Genomic DNA, 19,539 nt, shown 5'->3' on the forward strand with positions numbered 1-19,539 from the left:
ACAACCTGCTAAGGTTATAGGGACAAGCCTTACGGGCAATTAGTACTGGTTAGCTTAATGCATTACTGCACTTCCACACCCAGCCTATCAACGTCCTGGTCTCGAACGACCCTTCAAAGAGCTCAAGGCTCTGGGAAATCTCATCTCAAGGCAAGTTTCCCGCTTAGATGCTTTCAGCGGTTATCTCTTCCAGACTTAGCTACCCGGCAATGCCACTGGCGTGACAACCGGTACACCAGAGGTCTGTCCACTCCGGTCCTCTCGTACTAGGAGCAGCCCCCTTCAAATTTCCAACGCCCACGGCAGATAGGGACCAAACTGTCTCACGACGTTTTAAACCCAGCTCACGTACCACTTTAAATGGCGAACAGCCATACCCTTGGGACCGGCTACAGCCCCAGGATGTGATGAGCCGACATCGAGGTGCCAAACTCCCCCGTCGATATGAACTCTTGGGAGGAATCAGCCTGTTATCCCCAGAGTACCTTTTATCCGTTGAGCGATGGCCCTTCCATACAGAACCACCGGATCACTATGTCCTACTTTCGTACCTGCTCGACTTGTCAGTCTCGCAGTTAAGCACGCTTATGCCATTGCACTATCAACACGATGTCCGACCGTATCTAGCGTACCTTCGAACTCCTCCGTTACACTTTAGGAGGAGACCGCCCCAGTCAAACTGCCTACCATGCACTGTCCCCGATCCGGATAACGGACCAAGGTTAGAACCTCAAACAAACCAGGGTGGTATTTCAAGGTTGGCTCCACGAAGACTGGCGTCCCCGCTTCAAAGCCTCCCACCTATCCTACACAGATTGGTTCAAAGTCCAATGCAAAGCTACAGTAAAGGTTCATGGGGTCTTTCCGTCTAGCCGCGGGTAGATTGCATCATCACAAACATTTCAACTTCGCTGAGTCTCGGGAGGAGACAGTGTGGCCATCGTTACGCCATTCGTGCAGGTCGGAACTTACCCGACAAGGAATTTCGCTACCTTAGGACCGTTATAGTTACGGCCGCCGTTTACTGGGACTTCAATCAAGAGCTTGCACCCCATCATTTAATCTTCCAGCACCGGGCAGGCGTCACACCCTATACGTCCACTTTCGTGTTTGCAGAGTGCTGTGTTTTTATTAAACAGTCGCAGCCACCAGTTTATTGCAACCCGTTCACCCTTCCACAGTAAAGTGGTCAAGCTACAAGGGCGTACCTTTTCCCGAAGTTACGGTACCAATTTGCCGAGTTCCTTCTCCCGAGTTCTCTCAAGCGCCTTAGAATACTCATCTCGCCCACCTGTGTCGGTTTGCGGTACGGTCTCGTATGACTGAAGCTTAGAGGCTTTTCTTGGAACCACTTCCGATTGCTTCATGAATAAATTCACTCGTCCCAGTCCCTTGAATTCCGCGCCCGGATTTGCCTAAGCGCCTTCTATGAACCAGAAACTGCCTATTCCAACAGGCAGACAACCTTCCGCGATCCGTCCCCCCATCGCATCATACGACGGTGCAGGAATATTAACCTGCTTCCCATCAGCTACGCATCTCTGCCTCGCCTTAGGGGCCGACTCACCCTGCTCCGATGAACGTTGAACAGGAAACCTTGGGCTTACGGCGTGGGGGCTTTTCACCCCCATTATCGCTACTCATGTCAGCATTCGCACTTCTGATACCTCCAGCATCCTTTACAAGACACCTTCGCAGGCTTACAGAACGCTCTCCTACCATATCGATCCCGTGATAAATCACAGGAAAAATATCCGCAGCTTCGGTGACTGGCTTAGCCCCGTTACATCTTCCGCGCAGGACGACTCGATCAGTGAGCTATTACGCTTTCTTTAAATGATGGCTGCTTCTAAGCCAACATCCTGACTGTTTTAGCCTTCCCACTTCGTTTTCCACTTAGCCAATCTTTGGCACCTTAGCTGGCGGTCTGGGTTGTTTCCCTCTTGACGCCGGACGTTAGCACCCGACGTCTGTCTCCCAAGCTCGCACTCATCGGTATTCGGAGTTTGCAATGGTTTGGTAAGTCGCGATGACCCCCTAGCCATAACAGTGCTCTACCCCCGATGGTGATACTTGAGGCACTACCTAAATAGTTTTCGGAGAGAACCAGCTATTTCCAAGTTTGTTTAGCCTTTCACCCCTACCCACAGCTCATCCCCTAATTTTTCAACATTAGTGGGTTCGGACCTCCAGTGCGTGTTACCGCACCTTCATCCTGGCCATGAGTAGATCACTTGGTTTCGGGTCTACACCCAGCGACTGAACGCCCTATTCGGACTCGATTTCTCTACGGCTTCCCTAATCGGTTAACCTTGCCACTGAATGTAAGTCGCTGACCCATTATACAAAAGGTACGCAGTCACGGAACAAGTCCGCTCCTACTGTTTGTATGCACACGGTTTCAGGATCTATTTCACTCCCCTTCCGGGGTTCTTTTCGCCTTTCCCTCACGGTACTGGTTCACTATCGGTCGATTACGAGTATTTAGCCTTGGAGGATGGTCCCCCCATATTCAGACAGGATTTCTCGTGTCCCGCCCTACTTGTCGCACGCTTAGTTCCACACATCGCATTTCGAATACGGGACTATCACCCGCTACGGTTCCTATTTCCAGAGGATTCTTCTATGCGTCATGCTAAAACGTGCAGGCTCATCCCATTTCGCTCGCCACTACTTTGGGAATCTCGGTTGATTTCTTTTCCTGCAGCTACTTAGATGTTTCAGTTCGCCGCGTTCGCTTTGCATACCTATGTATTCAGTATGCAATGACCTAAAAGGCCGGGTTTCCCCATTCGGAAATCTGCGGATCAAAGCGTGTTTGCTCGCTCCCCGCAGCTTATCGCAAGCTACTACGTCCTTCATCGCCTGTAATCGCCAAGGCATCCACCATGTGCACTTATTCGCTTGTCCCTATAACGTTAGCCCCTGCGACTAAACAAGGAGCGTTTATAGGAATAAGAAACTACATGTTGCTATGTTTGTTGATACATACAATCATTACCCATCACATCAACCTTCCGATCGATGCGATTAATAAATAATCTTTACTTTTACTTCTTCCAAATTTTTAAAGAACGAAACAGCATTTAATCTCTAAAAGACCAAACCTAAACCGCGCTTGCCGCTAGGGCAGGGCTTACGTTTGAACTTTTGGTGGAGGATGACGGGATCGAACCGACGACCCCCTGCTTGCAAAGCAGGTGCTCTCCCAGCTGAGCTAATCCCCCTAGGGTACTACTCGAATCCTGGTAGGGCTGGTTGGACTCGAACCAACGACCCCCGCGTTATCAACACGGTGCTCTAACCAGCTGAGCTACAGCCCCAAATGCTGTTCTTCTTAATTGACAGTCGATAAGTGTGAATGCTTGATGATGTAACCCCCATCGAGGTTCCCCCCAACGTGGTCCGGTGCATACTCTAGAAAGGAGGTGATCCAGCCGCACCTTCCGATACGGCTACCTTGTTACGACTTCACCCCAGTCACGAATCCTACCGTGGTAAGCGCCCTCCTTGCGGTTAAGCTACCTACTTCTGGTAAAACCCGCTCCCATGGTGTGACGGGCGGTGTGTACAAGACCCGGGAACGTATTCACCGCGACATGCTGATCCGCGATTACTAGCGATTCCAACTTCATGCAGTCGAGTTGCAGACTACAATCCGGACTACGATACACTTTCTGCGATTAGCTCCCCCTCGCGGGTTGGCGGCGCTCTGTATGTACCATTGTATGACGTGTGAAGCCCTACCCATAAGGGCCATGAGGACTTGACGTCATCCCCACCTTCCTCCGGTTTGTCACCGGCAGTCTCATTAGAGTGCCCTTTCGTAGCAACTAATGACAAGGGTTGCGCTCGTTGCGGGACTTAACCCAACATCTCACGACACGAGCTGACGACAGCCATGCAGCACCTGTGTACTGGTTCTCTTTCGAGCACTCCCCAATCTCTCGGGGATTCCAGCCATGTCAAGGGTAGGTAAGGTTTTTCGCGTTGCATCGAATTAATCCACATCATCCACCGCTTGTGCGGGCTCCCGTCAATTCCTTTGAGTTTTAATCTTGCGACCGTACTCCCCAGGCGGTCTACTTCACGCGTTAGCTGCGTTACCAAGTCAATTAAGACCCGACAACTAGTAGACATCGTTTAGGGCGTGGACTACCAGGGTATCTAATCCTGTTTGCTCCCCACGCTTTCGTGCATGAGCGTCAGTCTTGACCCAGGGGGCTGCCTTCGCCATCGGTGTTCCTCCACATATCTACGCATTTCACTGCTACACGTGGAATTCTACCCCCCTCTGCCAAACTCTAGCCTTGCAGTCTCCATCGCCATTCCCAGGTTGAGCCCGGGGATTTCACGACAGACTTACAAAACCGCCTGCGCACGCTTTACGCCCAGTAATTCCGATTAACGCTTGCACCCTACGTATTACCGCGGCTGCTGGCACGTAGTTAGCCGGTGCTTATTCTTCAGGTACCGTCATTAGCAGGCTGTATTAGAACCCACCGTTTCTTCCCTGACAAAAGAGCTTTACAACCCGAAGGCCTTCTTCACTCACGCGGCATTGCTGGATCAGGCTTTCGCCCATTGTCCAAAATTCCCCACTGCTGCCTCCCGTAGGAGTCTGGACCGTGTCTCAGTTCCAGTGTGGCTGGTCGTCCTCTCAGACCAGCTACTGATCGATGCCTTGGTAGGCCTTTACCCCACCAACTAGCTAATCAGATATCGGCCGCTCCAGGAGCATGAGGTTCTTGCGAATCCCCCACTTTCATCCTTAGATCGTATGCGGTATTAGCGTAACTTTCGCTACGTTATCCCCCACTCCAGGGTACGTTCCGATATATTACTCACCCGTTCGCCACTCGCCGCCAGGTTGCCCCGCGCTGCCGTTCGACTTGCATGTGTAAGGCATGCCGCCAGCGTTCAATCTGAGCCAGGATCAAACTCTTCAGTTTAATCTCTGTTACTTTGACACTTTCGTGTCACCCTTATTGCTAAGGGGTCGCTCACTCAAAATACTGACAGGCCACTTCTTGCGAAGCGTCCTATTTCATTACTTCTTGTGAACATTTGATATTTTAAGTTGACGACTTCCGAAGAAGCCGCTGCACTCTCATCAAACATCCACACTTATCGACTGTTAATTGTTAAAGAACTTTATTCGGTACTGCCTGCAACCGGGCTTTCAACCCTTGACAAAGCGTTTTGTTTGTCAGCTGCGAAGAAGGAAGAGTATGCAGCGTTTCGGCCATTTCGTCAACCCCCTACTTTTCCCCGTTTCACTCTGCGCCACGCTGTTTTGCGCGCTCCGTACTGCGGGGAGGCGAACTATAGCAAAGGCCTAGGGGGCTGACAAGGGTTAACCGGATTAATCTCTGTGCTATCGTAGCGGCCATCAAATTCTCCCTCCTTCACTATATATAGCCCGCTATGTTCATTCCAACTATCGCAGCAAGCAGCAACGACGCATTGGCAGCCTCGCTTGACCAAGCCATCAACAACAAGACCAAGCCACTCGGCAGTCTCGGTGTATTGGAGTCGCTGGCGAAGCAGATTGGTTTGATCCAGCAGACCACCAAGATTGCCCTGCACAAGCCGGCCATTATGGTGTTCGCCGGCGACCACGGCGTGGTAGCGGAAGGCATCTCGGCCTATCCGCAGGACGTCACCTGGCAGATGGTGGAAAACTTCCTGGCCAAGGGCGCCGCCATCAATGTCTTCGCACAGCAGAACAACTGCGCCCTGCACATCATCGACGCCGGCGTGAATCACGACTTCGGCCCGCGCGACGGACTGATCGACCGCAAGCTGGCCAAGGGCACACGGAATTTCGCCCAACAAGCGGCGATGAGCCGGCAGACCTGTGAGGCCGCGCTGGCCAGCGGCATGGCGCTCGTCGCCGACCTCGACGCCAACGTAGTCGGCTTTGGCGAAATGGGCATCGGCAACACAACGGCCGCCGCCGCGCTGATGCACAAGCTGACCGGCATTGCCGTCGCCGACTGCGTGGGTGCGGGCACCGGACTGTCGTCCGACGGCATCCTTCACAAGCAACACGTGATCGAGGCGGCAGTGGCCCTGCACTCCACGGCCATCGCGCCGCTGGATGTACTGGCTACCTTCGGTGGACTGGAAATCGCCATGATGGCCGGCGCCATGCTGAAGGCGGCGGAGCGACGCATGGTCCTGCTGATCGACGGCTTTATCGTCACTAGCGCCCTGCTGGTGGCGGCGCGCTTGCAGCCGGCCATCCTCGACTACTGCGTCTTTTCCCACTGCTCCGACGAGAGCGGCCACCAACGCATGCTCACCAACCTGAACGCCCGCCCCCTGCTGCAGCTCGGCCTGCGCCTGGGCGAAGGCACCGGTTGCGCGCTGGCGCTGCCGCTGCTGCACGCATCGGTCAACTTCCTGAACCAGATGGCGACCTTCGAATCCGCCCAGGTCAGCGAAAAAGCCGAGTAAGGCCGGCGCCATGCAGCAGATCCGCCTGTTCTTCATCGCCCTGCAGTTCTTTACCCGCCTGCCGATTCCCAAATGGGTCGGCTTCGAGCCGGATTGGCTGCACCATGCGTCGCGCTACTTCCCGCTGGTGGGCGTGGTCGTCGCGTCCATTTGCGGCGCGGTGTATGCGCTGGCGGCGCTTCTGTTCCCGGCGTCGCTGGCGGCGGTGCTGGCGACGGCGGCCGGCATCTACGCCACCGGCGCCTTCCACGAGGACGGCTTCGCCGACATGTGCGACGGCTTCGGCGGCGGCATGACGCCCGAGCGCGTGCTCGAGATCATGAAGGACTCGCGCATAGGCGCATATGGCGCCATCGGCATCGTCTGCCTGCTGGCGCTCAAGTGCGTGGCGCTGGCCCTGCTGCCGCCAGCCACCGCGCTGGCCGCGCTGTTCGTCGCCCATCCCTTGTCGCGCCTGGCGGCGACGGCGCTGATCTGGCGGCTGGAATACGCCCGTGCCGACGGCAAAGCCAAGCCGATGGCGCAGGAGATGAGTACCCAAGAGTTCCTCATCGCCGCGTTCTGCGCCACGCTGCCGGCGCTGCTGCTGGTCGCGGCCGGCGCGCTGTCGTGGCAGGCCGTCGCCGGCGGCGCCGTCGTGGCCGCCCTCGCCGCCGCGTGGCTGGGACAAAAATGCGTGCGCCGCATCGGCGGTTACACCGGCGACTGCCTGGGCGCGGTGCAGCAGGTGACCGAGGTGGTTTTCTACCTGGGCGTGCTGGCCAGCCTGGGCCAAGGCGCCTGGCGTTGATGCGGCTGGTATGCGGCTGATCCTGCTCCGCCATCCCAAGCCGCAAGTCGCGGCGGGTGTCTGCTACGGCAGCACCGACCTGGCCATCGCCCCCGGCGAATTGGAGCGCGTACTCGCCGAATCGAGCGGGCTGCCGAACCAGGCCACGGTGTATTCCAGTCCGCTGCGCCGCTGCGCCGAGCTGGCCACGCGGCTGTCGCGCGCCGCGCCGCGCTTCGACCCGCGCCTGGTGGAGATGGACTTCGGCAGTTGGGAGATGCGCCGCTGGGACGACATCGCCCGCGCCGAGATCGACGCCTGGGCGGCCGACCTGGTCCACTACCGCCCCGGCGGCGGCGACAGCGTGCTGCGCATGGCGCAGCGCGTCGCCGGCTTTTACGCCGACCTCCAGCGCCAGCAAGCGGACGCCATCGTGGTCTGCCATGCCGGCACCATCCGCCTGCTGGCCGCCTGCCACGCCGGCCTGGCCCCGGCCGACGCCGCCCTGCAGGCGGCGCGCACGCCGCACGCCATCGCCTACGGCGCCGCGCTGACGCTGGCATCCTGAGCGCGCCGCCTCGCTTGCAGCGTTGTAGCCACGGCACAGGCGCGGCGCCGGCCGAATGTATAATGGCGGGGTTTTGGTGCCCGCGCGCCTGTCCAGGCGCGCAGTTAAACGGGAAACACGAAGCCAGTCCAAAGGCCAGCGTGTGCTGCCCCCGCAACGGTCAACAAGTGTCACGCCATCTGTGACGAACCGCCTCTGACAACCACTGTGCTGCGCATGGGAAGGTAAGGCGGTCGAACTTGCAAGCCCGGATACCGGCCAAAACAGGTGGAAGCGCGCGCTCCTTTGCGCACAAGACGAGCCGGCCCGGGCAATCGGCGCCGGCCGCGCTTGTGCTATCCGGTCCGCCGCCTCTGTTCAATCTGGCCCACGGGGACGTCGGCCGGTTGCATCTTACTGAAGAAATATCATGACCGTATTCGTCTCACGCCACGCGGCGCTGTCCTCGCTGGCGTTGGCTTTGGCCGTTCCTTCCGCGCTGGCCCAAAGCGCCAACACCGCCCCCCTGAACAACGTGCTCGTCACCGCCACCCGTACGCCGCAACTGGCCAGCGACATCCTCAGCGACACGCTGTCGATCGACGCCGAGCAGATCGCCCAATCCGGCGCCGGCTCGCTGGTCGACCTGCTGCAACGCCAGCGCGGCATCCAGATCGCCCGCAACGGCGGCCCCGGCACCAACTCCACGGTCTATATCCGTGGCGCCAACGGCAACCAGAACATCGTGCTGGTCGACGGCGTGCGCATCGGCTCGGCCACCAGCGGCGCGGCCAGCTGGAGCGCCATTCCGCTGACGGCGGTCGACCACATCGAAATCGTCTACGGCCCGCTGAGCACCTTGTACGGCGCCGACGCCATCGGCGGCGTGATCCAGATCTTCACCAAGAAAGGCCAGGGCGCGCCGGCGCTCAGCGCCTCCGTCGGCTACGGCAGCGACAACACCCGCCAAATCGACGCCGGCATTTCCGGCGCCACCGGCGGCGAGCATGCGCTCAGCTACGCGCTCAGCGCCGGCAAGGAGAAGTCCGACGGCTTCTCCTCCACCCTGCCCGCCAGCTCCGCCTACAACCCGGACCGCGACGGCTACCAGCGCGACAACGCCGCCGGCCAAGTCGGCCTGCAACTGGCCAAGGGCCACGAATTGGGCGCGCAGTTCCTCACCAGCCGCCTCGACTTCCAGTACGACAGCGGCAAGTCGGCCTTCGACACGCGCTCGCAGCAGAAGCTGCAAAACCTGGCGCTGTACAGCAAGAACCAGATCCTGCCGATCTGGTCCAGCCTGGTGCAGCTGTCCGAGTCGCGCGACAAGTCCTTCAACGCCACCGGCACCACGGCCAAGGAGCGCAGCCAGATCGACACCAAGCAGACCGACCTGACCTGGCAGAACGACGTCCGCGTCGGCGCCGACATGCTGCAACTGCTGTACGGCCACCGCAAGGAGCAGGTCGAGTCGACGCTCAAGGAGACCGAACGCGAGCGCACCACCACATCGCTGGCCGCCTCCTACAACATGAAGCGCGGCGACCACTTGGTCAACCTCGGCCTGCGCAACGACGACAGCTCGCAATACGGCGGCAAGACCACCGGCGCGGCCGGCTACGGCTACCGCATCAACGGCGCGCTGCGCGCCAGCGCCAGCTACGGCACCAGCTTCCGCGCACCGACCTTCAACGAGTTGTACTACCCGGCCTACGGCACCGAGTCGAGCAAGCCTGAAAAAGGCCGCAACGCCGAACTGGGCCTGCACTACAGCGCCGGCGCGACCCAGCTGAACGCCGTCTACTTCCACAACCGCCTGACCGACCTGCTGGTGAGCACCAGCCCTTGCCTGGTCAGCACGGTCGATCCGAAGAAGTATCCGTCCTGCGTCTACAACGTCAACCACGCGCTGCTGGAAGGCCTGTCGCTGTCGGCCAGCCGCCAGCTCGGCGCCTTCGGCCTGAACGGCAACATCGACCTGCTCAACGCCAGGGACGAGAGCACCGGCAAATCGCTGGCGCGGCGCGCGAAGAAGCACGCCAACTTCGCCGCCGACTACAGCGCCGGCGCGCTCAAGGCCGGCGTCGAGCTGGAACTGGCCGGTGAGCGCTTCGACGACAGCGCCAACAAGACGCGCCTGGGCGGCTACGGCCTGGTCAACCTGTTCGCCACCTACCGCATCAACGCCGACTGGTCGGCCCTGGTCCGCTGGAACAACCTCGCCGACAAGCAGTACGAGGTGGCGCGCAACTACGCCGCCTCCGGCGCCAAGCTGTTCGCCGCCATCCGCTACGGCTACAAGTAAGCGCGGCAATTGGTGTAACCTGCCGGGCGACTCCCCTGCGCGCCCGGCAGGCGCAATCCCAACTTTTGAAAGCAGTACATGCACTCCTACTCCAGCAACTTGCGACAGCGCGCCGGCCTGATCCTGGCCATCCTGCTGCTGTGCGCCTTCGCCAGCCTGCTGGTGGCCGGCATGACCGGCTCCATCGCCATCCCCCTGGCCGACATGCCGGCGGCGCTGGGCGAGCTGCTGCACGGCCAGTCCGCCTCGCTCGCCGCCACCCTGCTCGACCTGCGCGCCAGCCGCGCCCTGACCGCCTTCGTCACCGGCGCGGCGCTGTCGCTGGCCGGCGTGATGATGCAGGCCCTGCTGCGCAATCCGCTGGCCGACCCGTATGTGCTGGGCATCTCGGCCGGCGCCTCGGTCGGCGCGCTGGGCGCGCTGATGTTCATGTGCGCCGCCTGGATGGTCGACGCCTCCGCCTTCGCCGGCGCCGTCATCATCTCGATGATCCTCTACCTGCTGGCGCGGCGCGACCTGCGCGGCGGCACCGCCGCCGAGGGCGGCACCGCCCTGCTGCTGCTGACCGGCGTGATTTTGCAATGCGCCTGCGTCGCGGTGGTCACGCTGATGCTGTCGATCGCCCCGGAGAGCCGCCTGCGCACCATGGTGTTCTGGATGATTGGCGACCTGGCCGGCGCGCCGGTGCGCTGGCTGCCCTGGGTGGTGCTGGCCGGCGCCATGCTGTTCGCCCTGCGCAGCGCCCGCTCGATGAACGTGATGGCGCTGCACGCCGAGGCGGCCGCCACCCTCGGCATCAAGGTCGGCCCGCTGCGCAAGGGTCTGTTCTTCTGCTCCGGCCTGCTCACCGCCAGCGCCGTCACCAGCGCCGGCAGCATCGGCTTCGTCGGCCTGATCGTGCCGCACGCCTGCCGCTTCGCCGTCGGGCCGGACCACCGCGTGCTGATTCCGGCGGCGGCGCTGGCCGGCGGCACCTTCCTGGTGCTGGCCGACACGCTGGCGCGCACCGCCCTGGCGCCGCAGCAGCTGCCGGTCGGCGTGGTCACCGCCTTGATCGGCACGCCGGTGTTCCTGTACCAACTGCACCGACTGCGCAAATAATATGATCAGCACCCACCAACTCACCCTGAACATCGGCGCCCGCTGCCTGGTCGCCAAGCTGGACTGGCGCGTCGAGCCCGGCCAATGCTGGAGCGTGATCGGCCGCAACGGCGCCGGCAAGAGTACCCTGCTGCGCACCCTGGCCGGCCTGCACCAGCCCGACGCCGGCGGCGTGCGCATCCAGGACCGCGCGCTGGCCGACTGGCCGCTGACCGAGCTGGCGCGCCAGCGCGCCTTCCTGGCGCAGTCGCGCAGCGACGCCTTCGCCTACAGCGTGATCGAAACCGTGCTGTCGGCGCGCCACCCCTACCACGACAACCGCTATTGGGAAGGCAGCGACGACCACCGCATCGCGCTCGACGCCCTGGCCGCGATGGAGGTGGCCGACATGGCCGCGCGCGACGTGCGCACCCTGTCCGGGGGCGAGCGCCAGCGCGTCGCCATCGCCGCCATGCTGGCGCAGGACACCCCGCTGCTGCTGCTCGACGAGCCGGCCAACGCGCTCGACCTGGCGCACCAGGTCAGCGTGATGGGATTGCTGGCGCGCCTGTGCCGCGAGCAGAACAAGACCGCCGTCATGGTCGGCCACGACCTGACGCTGGCGCACAGCGTCAGCAGCCACGCCCTGCTGCTGATGGGCGACGGCCGCTGGCTGGCCGGGCCGCTGGCCGAGACCATGCAGGCGGCCATCCTAAGCGACTGCCTGGGCCACCCGATCGACATCATCCAACACGGCAAACGCAGCATCTTCATCCCCTCGGAGGACATCGTATGAGCGAACAGAACAGCGAAAACCACAACGACAGCCAGGCCATCAACGAGCGCCACCGCGTGCGCATGGAGCGCAAAAAGGCGGTGATCGACGCGCAGATCGCGGCCGCAGACGACCAGCCGATCGGCATCATCGTGGTCAACACCGGCAACGGCAAGGGCAAGAGCTCGAGCGGCTTCGGCATGGCGATCCGCGCCATGGGCCACGGCATGAAGGTCGGCGTGGTGCAGTTCATCAAAGGCGCGCTGTCGACCGGCGAGGAGAAGTTCCTGCGCCGCTTCCCGGACGAGGTCAGCTTCCACGTCATGGGCGAGGGCTACACCTGGGACACGCAAAACCGCGAGCGCGACACCGAAAAGGCCCAACTGGCCTGGCAACAGGCGCGCACCTTTCTGGCCGATCCCAGCATCGGCCTGGTGCTGCTCGACGAGCTCAACATCGCGCTGAAATACCGCTACCTCGACGTCCACGCCGTCATCGCCGACCTGCTGGAACGGCCGGCCATGCAGCATGTGGTCATCACCGGACGCGGCGCGCCGGAGGAACTAATCGCCATCGCCGACACGGTCACCGAGATGGCCGTCGTCAAGCACGCCTTCAAGGCCGGCATCGGCGCCCAAGCGGGCACCGAATGGTGACGGCCACGCATATCGACGTGCAGGTGCTGTTGGTGGCCGCCGTCTCCTCCGGCCAGGGCAAGACCACCGTCACGGCGGCGCTGGCGCGCAAGCTGGTCCGCTTGGGCAAGCGCGTGCGCGTGTTCAAGTGCGGCCCCGACTTCATCGACCCGATGCTGCTCGAGCGCGCCAGCGGCGCGCCGGTGCGCTCGCTCGACCTGTGGATGGTCGGCCCCGAGCAGTGCCGCAGCCAACTGGCGCAGGCCGCCGCCGAGGCGGACGTGATCCTGATCGAGGGCGTCATGGGCCTGTACGACGGCACGCCCTGCTCGGCCGACCTGGCGCGCGAATTCGGCCTGCCGGTGATGGCCGTGGTCGACGCCAGCGCCATGGCGCAAACCGCCGGCGCCCTGGTGCACGGCCTGCGCGACTACGGTCCGGTCGAGATGGCCGGCGTCATCGCCAACCGCGTCGCCAGCAGCGGCCATGCCGCCATGGTCGCCGCCGCCATGCGCGACATTCCCCTGTTCGCCACGCTGCCGCGGCAAAGCGCCTCGCTGCCGGAGCGCCATCTCGGCCTGGTGGTGCCCGACGAGGTGCGCAACCTCGACGCCCTGCTCGACAACCTGGCCGACCAGCTGGTGTTCGACGAGGCGGCCTGGGCCAGTCTGCGCAGCACCCGCATCGCCATCCCACCAGCGCCAGCGGAACAGCCGGCGCTATTGGCCGGCAAGCGCATCGCCATCGCCCGCGACAGCGCCTTCATGTTCCTCTACCCGGCCAACCTGGACATGCTGCGCACACTCGGCGCGACGCTGCACTACTTTTCGCCACTGGCCGACCAAGCGCTGCCGGCCGAGGCCGACGCCGTCTATCTACCCGGCGGCTATCCTGAGCTGCACGCCGACGCCCTGTCGCGGGCCGACACGTGGAAGGCCTCGATGCGCGCCGCCCACGCCGCCGGCCTGCCCATCGTCGCCGAATGCGGCGGCATGATGGCGCTGGCCGACACGCTGGCCGACCAGAGCGGCACCGCCTGGCCGATGGCCGGCCTGCTGCCGGGCGCCGTGAGCATGCAGCCGCGTTTGGCCGGTCTCGGTCCGCAGGCCATCGCCACCGAGCACGGCCCGCTGCGCGGCCATACCTTCCACTATTCGAAACTAGAGACCAGCGTGGCGCCGGCCAGCCATTCGGTGAAAAACCCGTCCGGCGTGCAGGGCGAGGCGCAGTACCGCGTCGGCTCGTTGACGGCGTCCTACTTCCACGCCTACTTCCCGTCCAACCCGGCGGCCACCGCCGCGCTGTTCCTGCGGAGCGCCACGGCATGACACACACACTGGTATTTGGCGGCGCCCGTTCCGGCAAGAGCGCCCACGCTGAACGGCTGGCCGCGCACAGCGGCAAAGAGGTGATCTACTTGGCGACCGCGCTTGCCGGCGACGGTGAAATGGCCACGCGCATCGCCCAACACCGCGACCAGCGCCCCGCCGCCTGGCCCACCGTGGAGGAGCCCTTGGCCCTGGCCGACACTCTGCAGCGCCTCTCCACCCCCGCCAAGCTGATCCTGGTCGACTGCCTTACATTATGGCTGACCAACCTGATGTTCAGCGAAGGCGGCGACTATCCCGATGTCGGCAACATCGCCCTGCCGGCGCGCTTCCACAGCGAGCGCGCGCGGCTGCTGGAAGTTCTGCCGGCCCTGCCCGGCGACGTGGTCTTCGTCTCCAACGAGGTCGGCATGGGCATCGTGCCCTACGGCGCCATCTCGCGCTGTTTCACCGACGAGGCCGGCCGCCTGAACCAGGCCGTCGCCGCCGTCTGCGACCGCGTCACCTTCGTCGCCGCCGGCCTGCCCTTGCACTTGAAAGGCGGCCCATGCTGATCGGCCTGACGCTGACACAAGCGGCCCTGCTGTTGCTGGCCGGCGTGCTGCTCGACCTGCTGTTGGGCGAGACGCGCCGCTTCCATCCGCTGGTCGGCTTCGGCAATCTGGCCTATGCGCTGGAACGCCGTTTGAACCAGGGCCGCTGGCGTTTTGCACGCGGCCTGCTGGCGTGGTCGCTGGCGGTGGCGCCGCTGAGCGCGCTCAGCGCCTGGCTGATTTTTCAAGCCGGCGGCGCGCCGGCCCTGGCGGCGCACGCGCTGCTGCTGTACTTCTGCATCGGCCTGCGCAGCCTGCGCGACCACAACCTGCCGATCGCCCAGGCGCTGACGCAAGGCGACCTACCCCGGGCGCGCCTGCTGACGGCCCGCATCGTCAGCCGCGACACGGCGCAGGCCAACGAGGCCGACCTGGCCAAGGCCAGCGCCGAATCGCTGCTCGAAAACGGCAACGACGCCGTCTTCGGCACGCTGTTCTGGTTCGCCGTCGCCGGCGGCCCCGGCGCCCTGCTGTTCCGCCTGGCGAACACGCTCGACGCGATGTGGGGCTACCGCAACGCGCGCTTCAATGAATTCGGCTGCGCCCCGGCGCGCATCGACGACGTGCTGAACCTAATCCCGGCGCGGCTGACCGCGCTGTCCTACGTGCTGCTGGCGCCCACGCTGGCCGGCAAGCGCCGCGCCTGGCAATGCTGGCGCGCTCAAGCCCCCACCTGGAGCAGCCCGAACGCCGGGCCGGTGATGTCCAGCGGCGCCGGCGCGCTCGGCCTGGAACTGGGCGGCGCCGCCGTGTACGACGGCGAGGTCGAGCAGCGTCCCACGCTGGGTAGCGGCACGGCGGCGCGCGCCGGCGACATCGTCCGCGCCTGGCGCCTGGTCGCCGGCACCACCGCGCTGTGGCTGCTCTGCGCCGCCGTCGCGGCGGCGACCGTCCACCTGATTGGAGGCACGCATGCTTGAACATGGCGGCAATCTGCGCGACGCCGCGCTGCGCTTCGGCCGCGACGACTGGCTCGATCTGTCGACCGGCATCAATCCACACTGGTATCCCGTGCCTGCGCTGGCAGGCAACGCCTGGCACCGTCTGCCCGAGGCCGACCCGGCGCTGGCCCGCGCCGCCGCCGACTACTACGACGCCCCGCTGATGCTGCCGGTGGCCGGCACCCAGGCGGCGATCCAAGCGCTGCCGCGCCTGCGTCCGCCCTCGCGGGTGGCGGTGGCGGCGCCGTCCTATGCGGAACACGCCCACCACTGGGGCCGCCACGGCCACAGCATGCGCCAAGTGCCGTATGCCGAACTGGACGCTGCGCTGCCCGAGTGCGACGTCATGGTGGTCTGCAATCCAAACAATCCCACCGGCGCGACAGTGCCGCCAGAGCAGTTGCTGGACTGGGCGGCGCAGTTGGCCGCGCGCGGCGGCTGGCTGGTGGTCGACGAGGCCTTCGGCGACACCGCGCGCGACGCCAGCGTCGCCGCCCATAGCGGCCAGGCCGGCCTGATCGTGCTGCGCTCGGTCGGTAAATTCTTCGGCCTGGCCGGCGTGCGCCTCGGCTTCGTCGCCGCCCGGCCGGCGCTGTTGAACGAACTGGCCGACCTGCTCGGCCCCTGGACCGTCAGCGGTCCTGCGCAGGAGATCGCGCTGGCGGCATTGCGCGACCGCGCCTGGCAGTCAGCCATGCGCCGGCAACTGAACGACAGCGGCAGCCGCCTGCACGGCCTGCTGGCCGCGCACCATATCGACGCCAGCGGCTGCGCCCTGTTCCAATGGTGGCCCGAACCGCGCGCCGAACAGTTTTGGCAGCACATGGCCGAACGCGGCATCTGGGTGCGCCTGTTCCAGCAGGCCGCGCGCGGCATCCGTCTCGGCCTGCCGCCCGACGAAGCCGGCTGGCAGCGCCTTGAAGCAGCACTCACCGAATGGACCAAGGAAGCAACATGAACAAACTCCTCTGCGCATTGGCGCTGCTCTACACCGCCCAAGCCGGCGCCGCCATCACCGTGCGCGACGACGACGGCAACCTCGTCACCCTGCCCAAGCCGGCGCAGCGCATCATCGCCCTGGCGCCGCATGTGACCGAGATGTTGTTCGCCGCCGGCGGCGCCGAGCACATCGTCGGCGTGGTCGCCTATAGCGACTTCCCCGAGGCGGCCAAGAAGATTCCCAGCGTCGGCGACAACCGCCAGCTCGACATGGAGCGCGTCATCGCCATGAAGCCGGACCTGATCGTGGTCTGGATGCACAGCAGCTCCGAGCGCCAGATCGACACCCTGCGCCAGTTGAACATCCCGATCTTCCACAGCGAGCCGCAAAAGCTCGACGGCATCGCCGACAGCCTGCTGCGCCTGGGCCAGCTGATGGGCACCGAGACCGCGGCGCAAGCGGCGGCGGCGGACCTGCGCCGGCAGCTCGCGGCGCTGGCCAAACAGTATGCCAACCGGCCGCCGGTGCGCATGTTCTACCAGGTGTGGGACAAGCCGCTCTACACGCTCAACGGCACGCACATCGTCAGCGACGCCATCCGCCTGTGTGGCGGCGAGAACATCTTCGCCAAGTTGAAGGTGACGGCGCCGGTGGTCAGCGTCGAGGCCGTGCTGCAGGAAGACCCCGAGGCGATCTTCGGCACGGCCGAGAAGAACTACGGCGGCGTTAGCCTGTGGAAGTCCTACACGACGATGAAGGCGGTCCGCAACGACAACCTGTTCACATTGAACGGCGAACTGCTCAACCGCGCCGGCCCGCGCATGGTCGCCGGCACCGCCGCCCTGTGCGAAAAACTCGAGCTGGCGCGCCAGCGCCGGAAGAACTGATGAGCCTCTACCAACGCATCGCCTGCCTGTCGACCGAGTCGGTCGAGACCCTGTACGCGCCGGGCGCGCAACAGTACATCGCCGGCATCTCCGGCTTCACCGAAGGTCTGCGCCAGATCAGCGACATGCTCGCGCAGTGGCAAGAGCTACCGCAGGAGCAAGCAAGCGCATGAACTTCCCCTACTCGACCCTGATGGTGCAGGGCACCACCTCCGACGCCGGCAAAAGCACCGTGGTGGCCGCGCTGTGCCGCCTGCTCAAGCGCGGCGGCGTGCGCGTGGCGCCGTTCAAACCGCAGAACATGGCGCTCAACAGCGCCGTCACCGCCGACGGTGGCGAGATCGGCCGCGCCCAGGCGCTGCAGGCCATCGCCGCCGGACTGGCGCCGCACACCGACATGAACCCGGTGCTGCTCAAGCCGTCGAGCGACGTCGGCGCCCAGGTCATCATCCACGGCAAGGTGCGCGCCGAGATGAACGCGCGCGACTACCACCAGTACAAGACCATCGCGATGCAGGCCGTGCTCGAATCGCACCAGCGCCTGCTGGCACAGTACGACAGCATCGTCGTCGAAGGCGCCGGCAGCCCGGCCGAGATCAACCTGCGCGAGCGCGACATCGCCAATATGGGCTTCGCCGAGGAGGTCGACTGCCCGGTGATACTGGTGGCCGACATCGACCGTGGCGGCGTCTTCGCCCACATCGTCGGCACCCTGTCCTGCCTGTCCGAAAGCGAGCGCAATCGCACCATCGGCTTCGTCATCAACCGCTTCCGTGGCGACATCTCGCTGCTGCAGCCCGGCCTGGAGTGGCTGGAACAGCAGACCGGCAAGCCGGTGCTGGCCGTGCTGCCCTATCTGCACGGCCTGTTCCTCGACGCCGAGGATGCGGTGCAGCCGGTGCAGGCCTCGCGCGGCGCCTTCCGCATCGCCGTGCCCAGCCTGCCGCGCATGAGCAACCACACCGACTTCGACGCGCTGCGCGCCCACCCGGACGTCGACCTGCGCTTCGTCCGCCAGGGCGAGGCGATTCCACCTGCCGACCTGGTCATCCTCCCCGGCAGCAAGAACACGCGCGGCGACCTGGAATGGCTGCGCGCGCAAGGCTGGCCTGCCGCCATCGACAAGCACCTGCGCTACGGCGGCAAGGTGATCGGCATTTGCGGCGGCTTCCAGATGCTGGGCCGCAGCGTCACCGACCCGCACGGCATCGAAGGCACGCCTGGCGTCTCGGCCGCCCTCGGCCTGCTCGACATGGACACCGAAATGACACTGGACAAACGCCTGGTGCAAGTCAGCGGCGAATGCGCCTTCGCCGAAGCCACCGTCAGCGGCTACGAGATCCACATGGGCACCTCCAGCGGCGCCGCGCTCGATCTGCCGGCCTTCCGCATCGACGGCCGCCCCGAGGGGGCGCGCTCGGCCGACGGACAGATCCTCGGCACCTACCTGCACGGCCTGTTCGACACGCCGCAGGCCGGCGCCGCGCTGCTGCGCTGGGCCGGCCTGCACTCGGAACACAGCGTCGACACGGCGCAGCTGCGCGAGGAAAGCCTGGAGCGCATCGCCGACGCCGCCCAGCCGCTGCTCGACGCGCTGATCGCCCTCACCGTGGAGGACAAGGCGGCATGAACCCGCACGCCTATTCGGACGAGGAGATCGGCGGCGTCTACCGCGCCATCCGCGAGCGGCGCGACGTGCGCCACTTCAAGCCGGGACCGTTGGAAGCGGGCCAGCTGGAGCGCTTCATCGGCGCCGCCCACAACGGCCCGAGCGTGGGACTGATGCAGCCGTGGCGCTTCATCCGCATCCTCAACCCGGCGCTGCGCGGCGCCATCCACCGCCACGTCAACGACGAGCGCATCCTGACGGCGCAGGCGCTCGGCCAGCGCGCCGACGAGTTCATGCAGTTGAAGGTGGAAGGCATCCTGAGCTGCGCCGAGGTGCTGGTGGTCGGCCTGATGGACAAGCGCGAAAACTTCATCTTCGGCCGCCGCACCATGCCGGAGATGGACCTGGCCTCGGCCGCCTGCGCGCTGCAGAACTTCTGGCTGGCCGCGCGCGCCGAGGGCATCGGCGTCGGCTGGGTGTCGATGTTCGATCCCCAGCAGCTGCGCCAATTGTGCGCCATGCCCGAGGGCAGCCAGCCGATCGCCGTGCTATGTGTCGGCCAGGTGGACGAGTTCTATTCGGCGCCGATGCTGGAACTGGAGCGCTGGGACAAGCGCCGCCCCGTCGCCGACGTCATGTACGTCGACAGCTGGGGCGCCGGCGCGTAG

General features: G+C 64.2%; 15 protein-coding genes, 2 tRNA genes, 2 rRNA genes and 1 riboswitch. Of the genes, 15 read left to right on the forward strand and 4 right to left on the reverse strand.

Going from position 1 to position 19,539, the window contains the following annotated elements; translation table 11 throughout:
* Positions 1-18 precede the first annotated feature (18 nt).
* From QC826_RS25240 to QC826_RS25255, 4 genes are all read right to left on the reverse strand, one after another.
* Positions 19-2,910, reverse strand: a 23S ribosomal RNA gene (locus QC826_RS25240).
* A 241-nt stretch (positions 2,911-3,151) separates the two neighbouring features.
* A tRNA-Ala gene (locus QC826_RS25245) sits at positions 3,152-3,227 on the reverse strand.
* Between the two features lie 19 nt (positions 3,228-3,246).
* Positions 3,247-3,323, reverse strand: a tRNA-Ile gene (locus tag QC826_RS25250).
* A gap of 98 nt (positions 3,324-3,421) precedes the next feature.
* A 16S ribosomal RNA gene (locus tag QC826_RS25255) occupies positions 3,422-4,952 on the reverse strand.
* Together the 16S and 23S rRNA genes with 2 tRNA genes alongside form the textbook arrangement of a ribosomal RNA operon.
* Positions 4,953-5,427: 475 nt before the next feature.
* Here QC826_RS25255 and cobT point away from each other — a divergent pair.
* The 15 genes from cobT (at position 5,428) to bluB (ending at position 19,539) form a co-directional block, all read left to right on the forward strand.
* Entirely contained in the window at positions 5,428-6,462 is a 1,035-nt protein-coding gene (gene cobT, locus QC826_RS25260; RefSeq protein WP_279762955.1) for a nicotinate-nucleotide--dimethylbenzimidazole phosphoribosyltransferase, read from the forward strand.
* A 10-nt stretch (positions 6,463-6,472) separates the two neighbouring features.
* On the forward strand, positions 6,473-7,252 hold the full coding sequence (locus QC826_RS25265; protein WP_279762956.1) for an adenosylcobinamide-GDP ribazoletransferase: 780 nt from the start codon (positions 6,473-6,475) through the stop codon (positions 7,250-7,252).
* 10 nt (positions 7,253-7,262) lie between these two features.
* Positions 7,263-7,799 (forward strand): histidine phosphatase family protein, encoded by a 537-nt coding sequence (locus QC826_RS25270; RefSeq protein ID WP_279762957.1) that lies wholly within the window; start codon positions 7,263-7,265, stop codon positions 7,797-7,799.
* 57 nt (positions 7,800-7,856) lie between these two features.
* Positions 7,857-8,077, forward strand: a riboswitch (cobalamin riboswitch).
* A 131-nt stretch (positions 8,078-8,208) separates the two neighbouring features.
* A complete protein-coding gene (locus QC826_RS25275) occupies positions 8,209-10,083 on the forward strand; it encodes a TonB-dependent receptor domain-containing protein (RefSeq protein ID WP_279762958.1) in 1,875 nt (624 codons plus the stop codon).
* Between the two features lie 78 nt (positions 10,084-10,161).
* Complete coding sequence (locus QC826_RS25280; RefSeq protein WP_279762959.1) at positions 10,162-11,184, forward strand: FecCD family ABC transporter permease; 1,023 nt, start codon at positions 10,162-10,164, stop codon at positions 11,182-11,184.
* Position 11,185: 1 nt separating this feature from the next.
* Positions 11,186-11,959: an ABC transporter ATP-binding protein gene (locus QC826_RS25285; RefSeq protein WP_279762960.1), complete on the forward strand. Its 774-nt coding sequence runs from the start codon at positions 11,186-11,188 to the stop codon at positions 11,957-11,959.
* On the forward strand, positions 11,956-12,594 hold the full coding sequence (cobO, locus tag QC826_RS25290; protein ID WP_279762961.1) for a cob(I)yrinic acid a,c-diamide adenosyltransferase: 639 nt from the start codon (positions 11,956-11,958) through the stop codon (positions 12,592-12,594). The genes QC826_RS25285 and cobO overlap by 4 nt, the downstream gene beginning before the upstream one ends.
* Positions 12,588-13,901 carry a cobyrinate a,c-diamide synthase gene (locus QC826_RS25295; protein WP_279762962.1) on the forward strand — a complete coding sequence of 438 codons (1,314 nt, stop codon included), beginning with the start codon at positions 12,588-12,590 and terminating at the stop codon, positions 13,899-13,901. The genes cobO and QC826_RS25295 overlap by 7 nt, the downstream gene beginning before the upstream one ends.
* On the forward strand, positions 13,898-14,455 hold the full coding sequence (gene cobU, locus QC826_RS25300) for a bifunctional adenosylcobinamide kinase/adenosylcobinamide-phosphate guanylyltransferase (protein WP_279762963.1): 558 nt from the start codon (positions 13,898-13,900) through the stop codon (positions 14,453-14,455). Before QC826_RS25295 ends, cobU begins: the two co-directional genes overlap by 4 nt.
* Entirely contained in the window at positions 14,449-15,414 is a 966-nt protein-coding gene (locus tag QC826_RS25305; RefSeq protein WP_279762964.1) for a CobD/CbiB family cobalamin biosynthesis protein, read from the forward strand. The genes cobU and QC826_RS25305 overlap by 7 nt, the downstream gene beginning before the upstream one ends.
* The gene (cobD, locus tag QC826_RS25310) at positions 15,407-16,393 is read left to right on the forward strand and encodes a threonine-phosphate decarboxylase CobD (RefSeq protein ID WP_279762965.1); all 987 of its coding nucleotides are present in this window, start codon (positions 15,407-15,409) and stop codon (positions 16,391-16,393) included. Before QC826_RS25305 ends, cobD begins: the two co-directional genes overlap by 8 nt.
* Complete coding sequence (locus QC826_RS25315; RefSeq protein WP_279762966.1) at positions 16,390-17,262, forward strand: cobalamin-binding protein; 873 nt, start codon at positions 16,390-16,392, stop codon at positions 17,260-17,262. Before cobD ends, QC826_RS25315 begins: the two co-directional genes overlap by 4 nt.
* Positions 17,262-17,435, forward strand: coding sequence for a hypothetical protein (locus QC826_RS25320; protein WP_279762967.1), 174 nt, complete (start codon positions 17,262-17,264; stop codon positions 17,433-17,435). The genes QC826_RS25315 and QC826_RS25320 overlap by 1 nt, the downstream gene beginning before the upstream one ends.
* Positions 17,432-18,892 carry a cobyric acid synthase gene (locus tag QC826_RS25325; RefSeq protein ID WP_279762968.1) on the forward strand — a complete coding sequence of 487 codons (1,461 nt, stop codon included), beginning with the start codon at positions 17,432-17,434 and terminating at the stop codon, positions 18,890-18,892. The genes QC826_RS25320 and QC826_RS25325 overlap by 4 nt, the downstream gene beginning before the upstream one ends.
* Entirely contained in the window at positions 18,889-19,539 is a 651-nt protein-coding gene (bluB, locus tag QC826_RS25330; protein ID WP_279762969.1) for a 5,6-dimethylbenzimidazole synthase, read from the forward strand. The genes QC826_RS25325 and bluB overlap by 4 nt, the downstream gene beginning before the upstream one ends.

The organism is Rugamonas sp. DEMB1 (genome assembly GCF_029834475.1).
Taxonomy (GTDB): domain Bacteria; phylum Pseudomonadota; class Gammaproteobacteria; order Burkholderiales; family Burkholderiaceae_D; genus Rugamonas; species Rugamonas rubra.

Excerpts from the sequence above, each read along its gene's own strand:
- cobT (WP_279762955.1), top strand. The coding sequence starts at position 5,428 with ATGTTCATTCCAACTATCGCAGCAAGCAGCAACGACGCATTGGCAGCC.
- QC826_RS25265 (WP_279762956.1), top strand. The coding sequence starts at position 6,473 with ATGCAGCAGATCCGCCTGTTCTTCATCGCCCTGCAGTTCTTTACCCGC.
- QC826_RS25270 (WP_279762957.1), top strand. The coding sequence starts at position 7,263 with ATGCGGCTGATCCTGCTCCGCCATCCCAAGCCGCAAGTCGCGGCGGGT.
- QC826_RS25275 (WP_279762958.1), top strand. The coding sequence starts at position 8,209 with ATGACCGTATTCGTCTCACGCCACGCGGCGCTGTCCTCGCTGGCGTTG.
- QC826_RS25280 (WP_279762959.1), top strand. The coding sequence starts at position 10,162 with ATGCACTCCTACTCCAGCAACTTGCGACAGCGCGCCGGCCTGATCCTG.
- QC826_RS25285 (WP_279762960.1), top strand. The coding sequence starts at position 11,186 with ATGATCAGCACCCACCAACTCACCCTGAACATCGGCGCCCGCTGCCTG.
- cobO (WP_279762961.1), top strand. The coding sequence starts at position 11,956 with ATGAGCGAACAGAACAGCGAAAACCACAACGACAGCCAGGCCATCAAC.
- QC826_RS25295 (WP_279762962.1), top strand. The coding sequence starts at position 12,588 with ATGGTGACGGCCACGCATATCGACGTGCAGGTGCTGTTGGTGGCCGCC.
- cobU (WP_279762963.1), top strand. The coding sequence starts at position 13,898 with ATGACACACACACTGGTATTTGGCGGCGCCCGTTCCGGCAAGAGCGCC.
- QC826_RS25305 (WP_279762964.1), top strand. The coding sequence starts at position 14,449 with ATGCTGATCGGCCTGACGCTGACACAAGCGGCCCTGCTGTTGCTGGCC.
- cobD (WP_279762965.1), top strand. The coding sequence starts at position 15,407 with ATGCTTGAACATGGCGGCAATCTGCGCGACGCCGCGCTGCGCTTCGGC.
- QC826_RS25315 (WP_279762966.1), top strand. The coding sequence starts at position 16,390 with ATGAACAAACTCCTCTGCGCATTGGCGCTGCTCTACACCGCCCAAGCC.
- QC826_RS25320 (WP_279762967.1), top strand. The coding sequence starts at position 17,262 with ATGAGCCTCTACCAACGCATCGCCTGCCTGTCGACCGAGTCGGTCGAG.
- QC826_RS25325 (WP_279762968.1), top strand. The coding sequence starts at position 17,432 with ATGAACTTCCCCTACTCGACCCTGATGGTGCAGGGCACCACCTCCGAC.
- bluB (WP_279762969.1), top strand. The coding sequence starts at position 18,889 with ATGAACCCGCACGCCTATTCGGACGAGGAGATCGGCGGCGTCTACCGC.